Source organism: Bradyrhizobium sp. USDA3516 (genome assembly GCF_057651995.1).
In genome coordinates this window covers 535,302-550,388 of the sequence record NZ_JBYGYN010000002.1, presented here as the reverse complement: position 1 = coordinate 550,388, position 15,087 = coordinate 535,302, and the positions used below count along the sequence as shown (strand labels likewise).

14 protein-coding genes are annotated in these 15,087 nt (G+C 65.8%); 6 read left to right on the top strand and 8 right to left on the bottom strand.

The features are described from left to right. Window positions 1-5: 5 nt before the first annotated feature. From AC24YW_RS08470 to AC24YW_RS08460, 3 genes are all read right to left on the bottom strand, one after another. The gene (locus AC24YW_RS08470) at window positions 6-809 is read right to left on the bottom strand and encodes a WecB/TagA/CpsF family glycosyltransferase (RefSeq protein WP_487482290.1); all 804 of its coding nucleotides are present in this window, start codon (window positions 807-809) and stop codon (window positions 6-8) included. After that, window positions 802-3,171, bottom strand: a complete 2,370-nt coding sequence (locus AC24YW_RS08465; protein WP_487482289.1) for an exopolysaccharide transport family protein — start codon at window positions 3,169-3,171, stop codon at window positions 802-804. Before AC24YW_RS08465 ends, AC24YW_RS08470 begins: the two co-directional genes overlap by 8 nt. A 291-nt stretch (window positions 3,172-3,462) precedes the next feature. After that, window positions 3,463-4,263 (bottom strand): class I SAM-dependent methyltransferase, encoded by an 801-nt coding sequence (locus tag AC24YW_RS08460; protein WP_487482288.1) that lies wholly within the window; start codon window positions 4,261-4,263, stop codon window positions 3,463-3,465. Window positions 4,264-4,584: 321 nt separating this feature from the next. On the opposite strand from AC24YW_RS08460, the gene AC24YW_RS08455 reads away from it, so the two are divergent. Then, entirely contained in the window at window positions 4,585-5,613 is a 1,029-nt protein-coding gene (locus AC24YW_RS08455; protein WP_487482595.1) for a glycosyltransferase family 2 protein, read from the top strand. An 11-nt stretch (window positions 5,614-5,624) separates the two neighbouring features. Here the strand turns inward: AC24YW_RS08455 and AC24YW_RS08450 are convergent, their stop codons facing one another. After that, window positions 5,625-6,611 carry a glycosyltransferase gene (locus AC24YW_RS08450; RefSeq protein ID WP_487482287.1) on the bottom strand — a complete coding sequence of 329 codons (987 nt, stop codon included), beginning with the start codon at window positions 6,609-6,611 and terminating at the stop codon, window positions 5,625-5,627. Between the two features lie 250 nt (window positions 6,612-6,861). On the opposite strand from AC24YW_RS08450, the gene AC24YW_RS08445 reads away from it, so the two are divergent. From AC24YW_RS08445 to AC24YW_RS08435, 3 genes are all read left to right on the top strand, one after another. Further along, a complete protein-coding gene (locus AC24YW_RS08445; protein ID WP_487482286.1) occupies window positions 6,862-7,965 on the top strand; it encodes a glycosyltransferase in 1,104 nt (367 codons plus the stop codon). 3 nt (window positions 7,966-7,968) lie between these two features. Next, entirely contained in the window at window positions 7,969-9,360 is a 1,392-nt protein-coding gene (locus AC24YW_RS08440) for an O-antigen ligase family protein (protein ID WP_487482285.1), read from the top strand. 70 nt (window positions 9,361-9,430) lie between these two features. Beyond that, complete coding sequence (locus tag AC24YW_RS08435; protein WP_487482284.1) at window positions 9,431-10,576, top strand: GNAT family N-acetyltransferase; 1,146 nt, start codon at window positions 9,431-9,433, stop codon at window positions 10,574-10,576. Window positions 10,577-10,597: 21 nt separating this feature from the next. Here AC24YW_RS08435 and AC24YW_RS08430 read toward each other — a convergent pair whose 3' ends face one another. After that, window positions 10,598-11,137, bottom strand: coding sequence for an RBBP9/YdeN family alpha/beta hydrolase (locus tag AC24YW_RS08430; RefSeq protein ID WP_487482283.1), 540 nt, complete (start codon window positions 11,135-11,137; stop codon window positions 10,598-10,600). A 122-nt stretch (window positions 11,138-11,259) separates the two neighbouring features. Between AC24YW_RS08430 and AC24YW_RS08425 the strand changes: the two genes are divergently transcribed. Both AC24YW_RS08425 and AC24YW_RS08420 read left to right on the top strand, forming a co-directional pair. Next, window positions 11,260-11,736 (top strand): Lrp/AsnC family transcriptional regulator, encoded by a 477-nt coding sequence (locus AC24YW_RS08425; RefSeq protein ID WP_487482282.1) that lies wholly within the window; start codon window positions 11,260-11,262, stop codon window positions 11,734-11,736. A gap of 103 nt (window positions 11,737-11,839) precedes the next feature. Continuing rightward, window positions 11,840-12,703: a protein-L-isoaspartate O-methyltransferase family protein gene (locus AC24YW_RS08420; RefSeq protein ID WP_487482281.1), complete on the top strand. Its 864-nt coding sequence runs from the start codon at window positions 11,840-11,842 to the stop codon at window positions 12,701-12,703. 38 nt (window positions 12,704-12,741) lie between these two features. Here the strand turns inward: AC24YW_RS08420 and wrbA are convergent, their stop codons facing one another. The 3 genes from wrbA to AC24YW_RS08405 all read right to left on the bottom strand — a co-directional run bounded on the left by wrbA (window position 12,742) and on the right by AC24YW_RS08405 (window position 14,978). Continuing rightward, complete coding sequence (wrbA, locus tag AC24YW_RS08415; RefSeq protein ID WP_487482280.1) at window positions 12,742-13,341, bottom strand: NAD(P)H:quinone oxidoreductase; 600 nt, start codon at window positions 13,339-13,341, stop codon at window positions 12,742-12,744. A gap of 149 nt (window positions 13,342-13,490) precedes the next feature. After that, window positions 13,491-14,189 carry a pirin family protein gene (locus AC24YW_RS08410; RefSeq protein ID WP_487482279.1) on the bottom strand — a complete coding sequence of 233 codons (699 nt, stop codon included), beginning with the start codon at window positions 14,187-14,189 and terminating at the stop codon, window positions 13,491-13,493. Between the two features lie 36 nt (window positions 14,190-14,225). Then, window positions 14,226-14,978 carry an SDR family NAD(P)-dependent oxidoreductase gene (locus AC24YW_RS08405; RefSeq protein ID WP_487482278.1) on the bottom strand — a complete coding sequence of 251 codons (753 nt, stop codon included), beginning with the start codon at window positions 14,976-14,978 and terminating at the stop codon, window positions 14,226-14,228. Window positions 14,979-15,087: the final 109 nt, after the last annotated feature.

Sequence of the window (15,087 nt, the reverse complement as noted above, 5' to 3'; positions counted from 1 at the left end):
TTCTCTTAGCGGAGGGGGCGGTTGCGGCTGAAGAGAAGATAGAGCGCGCGGGGGTTGGTGGTCAAATAGCGCCAGAGCAGCCGGCGCGGCTCGAGCAAAGTGCGCCAGGCCCATTCGAGCCCGATCTTCTGCATCCATTGCGGCGCGCGGGAACGACTGCCTGACAAGAAGTTGAACAATCCGCCGGATGTCTTGATCACGCCAACATTGGTCAGATGCGGCGTGAATTCCCTCACGAATGCCTGTTCGTTGGGCACACCGAGCGCGACCCACAGATAATCCGGTGCCAGGGCGTTGATCTCCTCCACCTTGGCCCGCAGCGCCTCGCCGCGCAGATAGCCGTGGCTGTGCCCGACGATCTTGAGACGTGGATACATCTTCTGGACATTCGCGACCGCCGCGGCGTTCTCCGGCTCGCTTGCGCCGAACATGTAGAAGGTGCGGCCGGCAGCTTCGGCCTTGCGCGCAACGACGTGGAACAGGTCGGTGGTCGCGACGCGCTCCGGCAGCGGGAACCAGGACTGCAGCTTCGAAGCGGCGACCAGCGGCTGACCGTCGGCGTTGATCAGATCGGCAGCACGGAACAGGTGCTCGGTCTGCGGCTCGGTGGAGCAGCGCGCCAGCACCTCGCCATTGGCCGAGGTCAGGAACAGCGGACGGCCGATGCGATGGTCGGGATTCGTGGCCTCGATCATGAAATCGGCGGTGGCTTCCAGGTCGATCGCGGCCATGCGAAGGCCGCCGACGGTGATTCTCGGCACCTCGGCAGTTGCTGCCCGTCCGTCGAGGTTGACGCGGCGCTCAAGCATATTGTCTGCCTCGCTGGCGCGCTTGCATTGCAGGGGTGAGCTCGTCGAGCACGACGCCGACGAGCTTGCGCTCGGCCGGGCCGAGCGCGGTCAAGATCTCTTCCAGGCTGTCGTTGACGTCGAGGCTGGTCGGCAGCACGGCCACCAGCGAGTCGACGTTCTCGAGCAGCTTGCGTCCCCCGGTCGCGAGCGGCACGGCCGGGCCGTCGAGGATCACGAGATCATAGCCGCCGGCGGAACGGGCCTGCGCAATCGCCTTGCGGATGGCATCGGCGGCCTTGCCGGCGTCGCCTTCGGCGGCCGGCAGCACCGAGATGCCGTTGACCGTCTTGATCTCGCGCGCGTCCTTGCTGCCGATCGAAAGCCAGCCGAGCCTGCTCGGCTCGCTCTTGCCGGGACGGATGACCCTGTTCGAGAGCGAGCGCATCTGATGGTCGGCGTCGATCATCAGCACGCGGGCGCCGTCGCGTGCGGCCGCCAGCGCGAAGTTCAGCGCGGCCACGCTGCGGCCGCTGGTCTTGCCGGTGCCGACGAGCGCGAGTACCGGCATCGCCTTGCCGCCGGCGCGCCGCGTCAGTGCGGCGCGCATGTCGCGCCAGGCGTTGAGCAAGCTCGTCATGGGAAAGCCGGGGCGCAGCGTCGGCCAACCCAGCCGCGTGAGATCGACGCCGCCGCCGGTGGGAAGTATGGCGCCGAGCGTATGGATGACGTCGGCCTCCTGGAAGCGTGCGATCAGCGGCTTCTCGATCGTTGGCTGCTCGACCATCGAAGGTTGCAGCGGGGGCGCGACAAGCTCCGGCATCGACGGCGCAGCTTCAGGAGTGCGCGGGGCCTGCCGCGGCTGGGCAATCTCCGCAGCCGGCGCGAGCTCCGGTGCTCGGGACGCCTGTGGCGCCGGCAAGCGCTCACGCCGGGCGGGTGTCGGCGTCGCAGGTGCGCCAGCGAACAGCAGCTCTGCCGCAACGAACCAGCTCGATGCCGCAATCGCCCCGAAGATGAAGCCGATCATGGCGAACAGGCTCATGGCGGGCGGGAACGAGCGTCGCTGCGGCACTGTCGCCTCGCCGATGACGCGGGCGGCCGAGGTGTTCAGGCTCTCCTGCTCCTCGGTTTCGCGGGAGCGCTTGAGAAAGGACTGATAGACGTCGCGGCTGGCATCGGCCTCGCGCTCGAGCTCGCGCAGGCGCACGGCGGCCTGGCTGAGCTGGACGCTCTGCCGCTTCTGGGCTTCCAGGGCGCGGTTGAGCGAGGCCTCGAAATCGCGGGCGCGCGTCAGATCGTTCTTGGCGGATTGCGCGAAGCGGTCGATCTCCTCGTTGATGGTGCGCTTGAGATCCTCGACCTGCTTCTCGGTCTGGCGCAGCGCCGGATGGCGCGGGCCGAGCTCACCGGCCTGCTCCGCATATTTCTTCCGGGCGTCGGCATATTGTGCGCGCAAATTCGCAATGGTCGGCGATTGCAGCGCCTCCGGAATCGCACCGGCATCGGCGGCGGTGCGGCGGGTCGCCTCGATCTGGTCGAGCCGCGCCTGCGCATCCATCGTCGCCGCGCGGGCTGCGGAAAGCCGCTGGTTGCTGGCGGAGAGCTGCTGATCGCTGATCAGCGCATCTTGGGTGCCGACGAAATTGTTCTGGGCCTTGTAGGTGGCGAGCGCGGTCTCAGCGTTACGCAGCCGGTCGCGCAGCTCCTTCAGGCGGCTGGAGAGATCGCTGGTGGCGCGCCGTGCCGCCGAAGCCTGCGAGTTGCGGGATTCGGCGAGATAGGCATTGGTCAGCGTGTTGGCGAGCATCGCCGCTTTCGCGGGATCCGTCGACCAGACCTCGACGTCGACGATGAAGCTCTTCTCGGTCTTGCGGACGGCGATGTGCCTGTTCAGTGCCTCGAGCGCCGCAAGCTGCACCTCCTTCTTCTCCGCAGCGGAGGGCGCGCGGGGCTGCAGGCCGATCAGGCCGAGCAGCGACGACATCAGGCTCCCAGCCTCACCGCCTCCGAATTCCGGATCCTTGTCGAGACCGGCCTGCTCGATCACCTGGAGCAGCACGCTGTTGGAGGTGATCAGGCGTGCCTGGCTCTCTACCACCATGGCCATGCCGGAGATGTCCTGGGCCCGTGGCGTGAGCTCGCGGTCGACGAGCTGAAGCTCGCGCGGGTCGACATAGAGCTGGGCGGTGGCGGTATAGCGAGGCGTCACGCTCTTGCCGATGGTGACGGCAAGCGTCGCGCCGAGCAGGGCGGCCGCGGCGATCGCGACCTTCCGGCGCCAGAGCAGATTGGCGAGCTCCAGCACGTTGAAGCCGGCCTGAGGCTTGCGTTGCGAGACCTCCGGTCCGGCTCGATCGATCGGCTGGTTATAATCAAGCATGATCCCCAGCTTTCATTCCAAGTGCCGCGGGCTGAGGGGTTACTCTTCGCTTTACGCCACGCACCCGGGATATAGGTGCCCAATCAACGCAACAGGGAAAATTAACCATACTCATTGAGGGACTATTCACCGAAATGGCAAACAAAGCGTTTAAGCGCATGCCATCCCTCGGCGCGTCCCAGTGACGCTCGCGATACGCGCTCCTTCCAGGAATTAACGGTTCGTTACCGCGCGCAGCCTGGCCGCGAGCCGCAGCTCGTCCGGTGATGGGCCGCGCCCGTGCCATCGCCGTCACTTCCTCCGCAGGATGACGTGATAGTCGCCGCGGCGGACGTCGGTGCCGCGCGGCAGCACGGCGTTGAGCATCGCGGCACCGGCGTCGACCAGGGCCGCAAACAGCGGCTTGCGCCGGCGCATCTCGGGATAGCGCGGACTTTCGACCTCACGACGATAGATCATCTCGAGGCCGTTGGCGGCCGCGAATGCTTCCAGCCGGGGCAGCGTCACCAGGGGATGGAAGAATGTCGGGAACGGTGGCTCGCCGGGCAGGCCGGCGTCCTTGATGCCGCGAATATGCCGGTAGAACCAGACGTGGAACCAGTGCGGCGAATATTTGGTGACGAACCCGGAGAGCGAGCGCGGATTGGGTGCGCCGATCAGGATCATCCCGCCGCGCTTGAGCGCATCGCGGAAGTTCAGGAGCGCGGCGTCGACGTTGGGCAGATGCTCGATCACGTTGTAGCAGATCACGAGATCGAAGGTCTCGCGGTTGAAGCTGTAGGTCTGGACGTCGCCGAGGATCGCCTCGTCGGCGTAGGTGTTGTTGCGGACCTGGTCTTCGTCGATGTCGACGACAGTGACCTTGCTGCGGCTCAGCAAGTCCGGTGGCAGAACGCTGCACGAGCCGCCGCCCGCCTCATAGATAGCGAGCCGTCCCTGCGGCAGCTCGCGAGACAGCACGTCGTGGACGGCGAGCAGGCTGTCGCGGGCTTCGCCGGGGGCGAGATCATGGAGCGCCTCGGCATATGGCGCAGCCGCGGGAATCTGGATCGCCGTGGCTGTCGCGAAATCGATCGTGGCTGGCTTGTTCATATTTTCTGACCGCGCTTGTTCTATTCAAATTTACAGGAAAAAATGCGCCTGCCCGAAGAGCAAATCCGATGCCGCACCGTCTCACCGGTCGCAGTGCTTACGGCCCGGTTAATGCGCATGTGCATTAACTACGGTATTGTTCATGTTGGGGCGTTGTCGGCGCATGGACCGCCAATTGCAGCATGACGTCCGGCGAACTTGATGGCCATGTACCGCGCGGCAACCGTCCATTTTGAGACGCATCTGCCCGCGGCGATGTGCCGTCGTGGGACGCGCGATCGAAGCAGGGCTTTTTCAATACATCTCGGACATCTAGACCCCATGACATTGATCCCGACAGAGCTGTCTGCGTCGCGCATCTCGGATGCCGTGCGTGATCCCAACCGGGAGATCGTGGCGAGCTCTCGAATCATCGACCTGTCGGTCGGCATCGTCGTCTGTGTTCCCTGCTTCCGTCGTCCGCAACACCTGCGCCTGACGCTGGAATCGCTGGCGAACCAGCGCACCCCGCGTTCCTTTGCCGTCGTCATGGTCGAGAACGATGCCGTGCGGCGCGAAAGCGCGCCGGTTGCCGCGGAGTTTCTGGCCGATGGAAGGCTCCAGGGCATCTGCCTCATCGAGAAGCGACAGGGAAATTGCCAGGCGATCAATGCTGCCTTCGAGACGGCGCAGCAGCTGTTTCCCGCCGCGACCCGTTTCCTGATGATCGACGACGACGAGATCGCATCGAGCGACTGGCTCGAGCTGATGGTCCGAACCGCGGAGGCGACCGGCGCCGACGTAGTCGGCGGGCCGGTGCTGCCGGTCTTCGACGACGACAGCAAGCCCTGGCTTTCGCGTCATCCCGCCTTCTGTCCGGCCTATGACTACAGCGGTGCGGTGCCGCTGATCTACGGCTGCGGCAATTGCCTGATCACGCGTGCCGCCTTCGAGCGGTTCGACCGTCCCACGTTCGACCTGCGTTTCAATTTTCTCGGCGGCGGCGATTGCGATTTTTTCGTACGGTGCCGTGACGCCGGCATGCGGTTCCACTGGACGGCGGAGGCCGTCATCACCGAGACCGTGCCGCGTAGCCGCACCAGCCTTGGCTGGATCGCAAAGCGCGGCCTGCGCATCGGCGCGATCAATTATCGTGTGCAGTACAAGGCCGCCCCGAGCGCAGCAGCGCGGGCGCGGGTGTTCGCGCAGATGTTGGGGCGCTTGCCGCTGTCGCTGCTCCGCGCCGCCGCCTTGTTGCCGTCGTCGAAAGCCGTCGTCGCGATGCATCCCGTGATGGTTGCGTTTGGCGCCGCCCTGGCGGCCCTCGGCCTCGAGCCGAAGCCTTACGAGGCCTCGAAGATCGCGTCCTGACGCGGCGGGAACTAGATGCCGAAGCGGGCGAGGGCGACCCGGATGACCGAGCGTGGCAGCGACTTGAGCGACCGCCGGCCGATCATCGCGAGATAAGCGAATGCTTGGCGATACCTGCCGAATCGGACTGCCTGCATCGCCGAATAGGTGACGAGGTGAATCTCGGCGGCGAGGCGCAGCCCGGCCGTCATGCGCTCGGGCAGTCGCGCCAGGATCAACCCGTCATCGAACACCCGCGCAATGGCCGGGAAGAAGTCCTTTGGCGTCCGGACCGCAGCGTTCATGGTGTTGGCGGTGTGCAGACGATAATCGAGCAGCAGCTCCGGCGCGAACTCGAACTCGCCGATCGCGGCGAGGCGGCACCAGCAATGCCAGTCCTCGCAATATTTGAGGGACGTATCGAAGCCGCCGATGGCACGGAAAGCCTCCGCGCGTGCGAGCGCTATGCCGCCATTGACGATGAAATTGCCGGCGGCGAGCCGCGTCAGCACGTCTCCGGACGGCTTCCGGCGCCCCTTCAAGAGGCCGCGCCGGCCGATCTGGCGGCCTTCGCTGTCGATGGTGTTGTAATCGCCGTAGACGAGAACGGCGCGCGGCGCGTCGCGCGCCGCAGCCAGCAGCGCCGCCACTGCGCCGGGACGCAGGCGGTCGTCGGCGTCGAGGAAGAGCAGCCACTCGCCGCTTGCCTGTCGCGCGCCGAGATTGCGTGCGGCCGATACGCCCGCGGAATCGTTGTGGAACAAGCGCAGCCGCGGGTCACGCATGCCGCGGACGATCGTAACGGTTTCGTCGTCCGAGCCGTCGTCCACGACGATGATTTCGGTCACCTCGCGCTGCGCCAGTGCGCTGGCGAGCGTTTCGCCGACATAGGCCGCAACGTTCTTGGCGGGAATGACGACCGATACCGATGTGCTCGAGCCGACCTGAAGCGGCGAGCGCGCGGGCACCGCCGCGCGGGAGGCGGCTGGCAGTTCGAGAACCTCTTCGGCGGTGATCACGCGACGGCTCGCCTTTAATGATCTGTTAACGAGGACCCCATGTGCCGCGCTGGTAATGCTGACGACCACCAGGCCCGGCGTCCGCCGATGATACTCGCATTGCGCTCGAACCGTTGCCGAGATGGCTCGCCTGCCGCCGGTTTCGTAGAATAACGTTAAGCCGCTGGCATTAAGCCTGTGGCAAATTTGGAAGAGTGCGGCGGCCTGCCCCGTGCGAGAATGCGCATTGGACTGCCGCGGATGGAATCCTGTGCCCGCAAACACGTTCGAACACGATCCCGATGCGATGATCCTGAACCTCTTCTACGAGGACAAGGACGATCGCTGGTTTCCCGGCGACCGGCATCTGCGGCGCATCGCCCGCCGGCTGCTGCTCGGCGAGCCGCGCATGAGCGGCCAGCTGCGCGTGTTTCTCAATCTCTGTGCGGGGCTCGACCGGCTCGGCATCCGCTACCGCGTCAACGATTACGGCTACATCGCGCAACATCCCGACGAGCTCGCCTGCATCATCGGCCGCACTTTCCTGCTCGACAAGTTCGCATGGAAGAACCCGATCCTGCTCGGCGTTGCCGCCCACAATCATCCGCTCGACGACCCTGACTTGTTCAAGCGTCTGCCGGTGAAGAAGGTCGTGGTGCCCGGTCCCTGGTACGTCGATATGTACCGGCCATATTGGCCCGATACCGAGGCCTGGCCTGTCGGCATCGACACGAATCTCTGGGCGCCATCGGCTCCAGCGCAAAAGACCGTCGATGTCCTGATCTACGACAAGATCCACTGGGACCGCGAGCACTACGCGCCGGAGATGATCGAGCCCGTGCGCGCCCGACTCATCAAGGAAGGCCGCTCGTTCACGGAGCTGCGCTACGGCAGCTACAAGGAAGCCGATTTTCAGGCAGCGCTCGCGCGTTCGCGCGCGATGGTCTTCCTGTGCCAGAGCGAGAGCCAGGGCATTGCCTATCAACAGGCCTTGTCCTGCGGCGTGCCGGTGTTTGCCTGGGATCCGGGCGGGCCATGGCGCGACCCCGATTATTATCCGCACCGCGTGCAGTTCGCGCCGGTGTCGTCGGTGCCGTACTGGGACGAACGCTGCGGCCTCAAGTTCACCGACATCGCAGGCTTCGAGGCGGGCTGGGACAAGTTCTGGGCCGGATGCACCGCGGGCGAGTTCGATCCGCGCGGCTACATCCTGGACAATCTCACGCTGGAGCAACGGGCGCTGCAATATTACGAGATCGCGCGGAGCATGGTGGGGCCGCCCGCGGCGTCGCAGACCTCCGCAAGGCCCGTTGACGTAGCCCCGGAAGGGCTGAGCCGAGACCCGAAGCCTCGCCGGCGTCACCAAATGTCTTGAGCCATGGACCGCAGCGCCGCCGACATGACAGACGTCGAGGCCCAATCGTTCAGCCATCTCCTGCGTGATCGCCTTGCAGGGCTCGATGCCGTGCAGGTGGCGCGCTGCCTCGTCGCGGTCGCGGCGCTGCTGCTGGTGCTGGTGACGCTCGACCCGTTCCCGGACCTGCGCAATCCCGACGTCACCATGATCGTCGGCGGACGAATGGCGCTGACCTATATTGCCTGGGGCCTCCTGGCTGCGGTCGCATTGTTGTGTGTCGCTGCCACCGATGCGCCCGCGCTGAAGAGCCTGATGACGCCGCTGCATCTCTGCCTGCTGGGCTGGCTGGCGATCAACATCGTCTTCTCCGAGAGCCGCGGCGTTTCGATGCAGCGATTCGTGCTCGCGGCCAGCGTGACGTCGCTCGCAATCGTGTTGCCGTTGCTGCCGCCGACGCGGCGCAGCTTCAATTCTTGCCTCGGTGCCGCCGCACTCGTGCTGCTCGCGCTGTGCTATCTCGGCGTCTTCCTCGCGCCGCAATATGCGATCCACACCGCGCTCGACGTCACCGAGCCGCAGCTCGCCGGCGATTGGCGCGGTAGCTTCGGCCACAAGAACATCGCCTCGGCCGTGATGACCATCCTGGTCTATGTCGGCATCTACCTCTCCGCCGTGGGCTCGTTCGTGATGGGGCCTGTGATCGCCGTGCTGGCCGGCACGTTCCTGATCTTCACCGGCGGCAAGACGTCGTCGGTGCTGTGCCTTGCGATCTACGCCCTCGCATCACTGGTCTATGTCACTCCAAGTTTGTGGCTGAAGCGGCTCATCTGCTTCGTGCCGCTAATTGCGATGAACCTGTTGACCGTCGGCAGTGTCGTCAGCCCGGCGCTGGCGACGATGACGCGGCTGCTTCCGCTCGATCCGACCTTCACCGGACGTTCCGCGATCTGGGACTTCGCGCTCGCGGCTCTCGCGGAGAAGCCGATCATCGGCCACGGCTATTCTGCGTTCTGGGACGACGCGAGCGCGCGGGCCACCGCCCAGGGGGCAGAATGGGCGACATCGGCGGCGCACAGCCACAATAGCTACCTCGATCTCGCGGTCACGATCGGTCTGCCCGGGCTGCTGCTGGTGATCGCAGTCTTCGTGCTCGCCCCGCTTGGCAATTTCCAGGCGGCGCAGGCTCACAGCCGCAGTGGCGCACTGGCCAAGCTGTTTCTGACCGTGTGGCTGTTCGGCCTGTACTACGGTGCCACCGAGACCTTCCTGCTCGAACGCCAGAATCCGATCTGGTTCATGTTCGCGCTGGCCGTCGCCGGCCTGCACTTCCTGGCAAGGTTCCAATGCATCGAGCAGACCGAGCCGAAACGCGGACAGCTTGTCGCAGGTGGCAATGATGGTGCGATCGGTTAACGGGCCGTCAGCTGTGCTCGGCAATAAGCATCGGCTATCTGGAGCCTTTCAGCAATCGTATGCCCCACCGATGACCTTCCTCAGCGTCGAGCAGCCCGATGACCTTGTGCCCAGCGCGTCGGCCATCGCGGTCGATTTCCTGCGTGACTGGCGGCACGCGGCCTCACGCCTGAACGCCGGGCACCGCACCGCTTTCCAGCATGCTGACTGGCTCGGCGCCTGGTACGAGGCGTTTCACGACGTCGCTCCGCTGATCGCCGTGATCTCCGATGCTGCCACCGGCAAGGACATCGCAATCGTGCCGATGATCAGCCATGTCAGGCGCGGCATCCGCATCGTCGAGTTCGCGGATCTCGGCGTTTCCGACAACAACGCACCGATCCTGGCGTTCGATGCCGCCTTGGACGCGGCGGCGAGGGACGCGATCAACACGGCGCTGATCGGCGCGTTGCGCGCGCTGCCGGACCGTCTCGATCTACTTCGCCTGAAGAAGATGCCGGCAGAGGTCGGCGGCAAGCCGAACCCGCTGGCATCGCTCGGCCGGTTCGGATCCTCTTCGCTCAACGGCAATCTCGTGTTGATGGGCGACGACTATGATGCCCATCAGTCCGCGATCAAGCGCCTGCAGATGCCGCGCTGCTGGCGGGTCTTCAGCCGTCATGCCGGTGCGCGGTTCGAGATCGCCGCGGATGTCGCGCGTGCGCACGAACTGCTCGACGTGATGGATGTCCAGCAGCAGGCACGCATGCAAAAGCTCGGCTCGCGGTTCGTTCTCAACGACGAGACCCATGCGCGGTTCTATCGCGAGGTCGTCCGAGAGGGCCTCGCCGAAGGTTATGCCATGGTCTCGGCGCTGGTGTGCGACGAAGGCGTTGTCGCCACCGCGCTCGGCGTCAAGCATGGCGCGACCTATGTCCTGCTGCGCATCAGCCATGCCGGTGATCAATGGTCGAGCTGCTCGCCGGGTCTGCTCGTCATCGAGCGCACCATGGCCGCGCTGCATGCACTGGGCGTGCGCCGTTTCGACCTCAGCGTCGGCAATCAGGAGTACAAGCGGCGCCTCGGCGCCGGGAGGGTGCCGCTGACCGACGTCAGCGTCGCGCTGTCATGGCGCGGCCTGCCCTTCGCCTGGCGCGATCACGCCGCGCAGGGTCTGCACCGTCACCCCAGGCTGGCTGCCTTGGCAGCGCGGGCGATGGGCAAGGGCGCGCGGTGACGGGCGCCGCCTGTTTCGCCATCACCTCGGAAGGCCGGCGCGGAAGGCGTCCAGCAACGCGCGTCCTTGCGGCCAGTCGCCGAGCCCGCTCGCGGCATTGATGTGGCCGAGCGCGCCCGGCACGATCAGGCCGGACTGCCAGTCCTGGGCCCGCCGCGCTGTCACCTCGAGCGCTCCGTAGGGATCATTCGTGCTCGCGATGACCAGCGCAGGAAAGCGCAACGCGCGGCCGGGGACCGGCTTGAACGCCACGGCTTCCGCGGGAAAATGGCCGCCATCCGGATCGGGCACGGCGACCAAAAAGGCGCCCGCAATCGCAGAAGGGAAGCGCGCGGCCCAGTGCGCCACCAATAGGCAGGCGAGGCTGTGTGCGACCAGGACGGGCGGCCTGACGCAGCGCGCGACCGCGTGCTCCAGGGCTTGCTCCCAGTCGTCGAGCTCCGGCTGGTCCCAGCTTGCCGGCTGGAATCGCGCAAAGCGCGCATCAGCGCGCTCCCAGAGCGTCTGCCAGTGGGTATCTCCGGAGCCGCCGAGCCCGGGCAATGTGATGATGTCGTGCATGAACGTCTCGTGATATCTGAGGTGACGCCGCAGTGTGACCGATCGCGGTCCTGCATCACATGGCAAGTCATCGGCGGAATCGACCATCTGCCGATGATCTCAAGGTGGAACGGAGGATTGAGTTGGATCGCTTCGGGAGCATCGATGCCACGGATTTGAAGATCCTCGAGGCGCTGCAGGCCAACGCGCGCGTGCCGCTGTCCGAGCTCGGCCGTTCCGTCGGGCTGTCCCAGCCGGCCGTGTCCGAACGCGTCAAGCGGCTCGAGGAAGCCGGCATCATCGAGGGCTACGGCGCCCGCATCAACCCGCGCGCCCTCGGGCTCGGCCTGATGGCGCTGGTGCGCCTGCGCACCTCGCACGAGCACATCAAGACCTGCCTCAAGCGGTTCAGCGAGATCCCTCACATCGTCGAAGTCCATCGCGTCACGGGCGATGACTGTTTCGTGCTCAAGGTGCTCGTTCCGGCGCCGGAGGATCTCGAGACCATCGTGGATCGCATTGCCGGTTTTGGCGCTGTGACGACCTCGCTGGTGCTGCGGAGCGAACCCGTGCGGCCGATCGGCAAGGACCTCGTCAGGAGGAAAACAGAACGCAGTTGAGGCGTGGCCACGTCGCCGCGCCATCGCAAAGGCCTACGATTGCGCACGCCTTCCGATAATCGTCCTCGTTGTGTTATCGTCGCTTCCGTTCCCCGGAGGCGACATGGAAGACCGTTCGGCAAAATATCGTGCATTCTATGCGCAGTTGATTTGCGCGGCGGCCAAGGCTGCGGACCCTCGCCTCGAGCAGGCCTTTCGGACCGTCAGGCGCGAACCGTTCGCCGGGCCCGGGCCGTGGTCGATCTGTTTCGGCGGTCATCCCTATGTGGTCACGCCTGACGATGACCCCGCCTTCCTCTATCAGAACGCGCTGTTGGCGCTGGACCCGGCGCGCGGTCTCAACATCGGCATGCCCGGTGCGCACGCTGTTTGGCTCAACGGGTGCGCCGTGAAGGAAGGCGAGACCGTGGTCCAGATCGGCGCCGGCAGCGGCTATTACACCGCGATTCTCGCGCATCTCGTCGGTCCGGGCGGTCGCGTTCACGCCTATGAGATTGACGAGCGCCTGGCGCGACTTGCGCGCGACAATCTGCAGGACATCGCGCATGTGGACGTGCGCGGACGCTCGGGCATCGCTTCCGATCTGCCGGCGGCCGACGTGATCTATGTCTGCGCGGGCGCGGCGCAGCCGGCGGCGGAATGGCTCGATGCGCTGCGGCCCGGCGGGCGGCTGGTGTTTCCGCTCGCGCCCGAAGGCATGCTCGGCGGCATGTTGATGATCACCCGGCCGGATGACGGTGCGATCTGGCCGGCGAAATTCCTCAGCCGCGCCCAGTTCATCGGCTGCGCGGGATTGCAGGATGCCGAGGCCGGCCGGCGATTGGGCGAGGCGTTCGCGAAAGGTTGGGAAGGGGTGCAGTCGCTGCGGAGAGAGGGCACCCCCGACGAGACATGCTGGTTTGCCGGTGAGGGCTGGTGGCTTTCGACGGCGCCCGCACCTGTGCCGACGGAGCCGGTTCGGCATTGAAGCGGCATTCCCGACTGAGAACGCCGCCCCTGACCGCATCAGCCATGCAGCTTTTTGGCGGTCTCCGCGATCTGGCGGCCCTGATAGCGCGCGCCGGCGAGCTCGTTGGCGCTGGGCTGGCGGCTGCCGTCGCCGCCGGTGATCGTGGTGGCCCCGTAGGGCGCACCGCCCGTGACCTCGTCGAGCTTCATCTGGCCGGCAAAGCCATAGTTCATGCCGACCACCACCATGCCGAAATGCAGCAAGTTGGTGATGATCGAGAACAGCGTGGTCTCCTGGCCGCCGTGCTGGGTCGCGGTGGCGGTGAAGGCGCCGCCGACCTTGCCGTGCAGCGCGCCCTTGGCCCAGAGGCCGCCGGCCTGGTCGAGGAAATTCGCCATCTGCGAGGCCATGCGGCCGAAGCGGGTGCCGGTGCCGACGATGATTGCGTCGTATTCGGCGAGGTCCTCGATTTTGGCGACCGGCGCGGCCTGGTCGAGCTTGTAATAGGAGGCTTTCGCGACCTCGGCCGGCACCAGTTCGGGCACGCGCTTGATGTCGACGGTCGCGCCGGCTTCGCGCGCGCCTTCGGCGACGGCATTGGCCATCGCCTCGATGTGGCCATAGGCGGAATAATAGAGGACGAGAACTTTGGTCATGATGGTCTCCGTTGGGGATGAAGCGAGTTCTTCTGTTCGGTGTCGTTGCCGGGCTTGACCCGGCAACCCATCGTTCTTTGAAGAGCTCCTTGCGAAGGCGATGGATGCCCGGCTCAAGGCCGGGCATGACGAGTTCACGTGGATGCAGCTTATGCCGCGTCGACGAGCACGAGCTCGGAATCTTCCAGCGCCGTGATCTTCAGCCTGGCCTCGTCGCGGATCGCGGCGCCGTCGCGGGCATTGACGCGGACGCCGTTGATTTCGACGGCGCCTGCCGCCGGCACCAGATAGAGATGCCGCGATGTCTGCGGCTCATACTCCGCGCTCTCGCCCGCCTTCAGTGTGGTGGCGAGCACCCGGGCATCGGCGCGGATCGGCAGTGCGTCCGTGTCGCCGGCAAAGCCGCTGGCGATGGTGACGAGCCTGCCGGAGCGGTCCGCCTTCGGAAACGGCTTCGAGCCCCAGGTCGGCTGTCCGCCGCGCATCGTCGGCTCGATCCAGATCTGGAAGATCCGCGTCCTGGTCGGCTCGAGATTGTACTCGGAATGGCGGATGCCGCTGCCGGCACTCATCACCTGCACGTCGCCCGCTTCGGTGCGGCCCTCGTTGCCGAGGCTGTCCTGATGGGTGATCGCGCCCTCGCGCACATAGGTGATGATTTCCATGTTGGCGTGGGGATGTGCGGGAAAGCCGGTGTTCGGCGCGATCTCGTCATCATTCCACACCCGCAAGGCGCCGTGGCCCATGTTGCTCGGGTCGTAATGGCTCGCGAAGGAGAAATGATGTTTTGCTTTGAGCCAGCCGTGGTCTGCGCCGCCGAGCTTATTGAAGGGTCTGAGTTCGATCATCTTCGTGATTCCTTGGTTGGACGAGCGGCGCCTTGATCAGGCGCCGAACCCGCCATCGACGTTGAGCACGGTGCCGGTGACGAAGGATGCTTGTGGGCTTGCGAGGAACACGATTCCGGCCGCGACTTCCTCGGGTCGGCCGAAGCGCTGCAGGGCGTGCTCTTTGCGCTGCGTCTCGGCGAACTCGCCGCCGTCCTTTGGATTCATGTCGGTGTCGATCGAGCCGGGCTGCACCACGTTCACGGTGATGCCGCGCGGCCCGAGGTCACGCGCTGCACCTTTGGTGTAGCCGACGACGGCCGCCTTGGTGGCGACGTAGTCGGCAAGGCCCGGGAACGAGGCGCGGTCAGCGAGCATCGACCCGACGGTGACGATGCGACCGCCGTCGCCCATTAATTGCGAGGCGGCGCGAATCGCCGCGATCACGCCATGCACGTTGATGGCGTCCTGGCGGGCAAACGCGTCCGCGTCGGCCTTGGGGTCGTCGATCGCGCCGCCGGCGGCGACGCCGGCATTGTTGACGAGGATGTCGAGACGGCCGAATTCCGCGGCGACGTCGTTGACGAGCTGTGTCACGTCCTTCGCGGACGCCTGGTCGGCCTTGAACGCACGCGCCTTGACGCCCTTCGCCTTCAATTCGGCGACGACGGCCTCCGCCTTGTCGGGCGAGGCGACGTAGCTGACGGCGACGTCCGCGCCTTCATCGGCGAGTGCGCGGGCAGCGGCCGCACCGATGCCGCGCGAACCGCCGGTGACGAGGGCAACCTTGCCGGAGAGCTTCTTGGTCATTGGATTTCTCCATGTCCTGAATGTCTGATGACCCTTGGATAAGCCTTCGCCTGTGGTATAGAAATAGAAACTGTTGAAACGCATTGTTTCCTTAAATGCCCCACCAGGA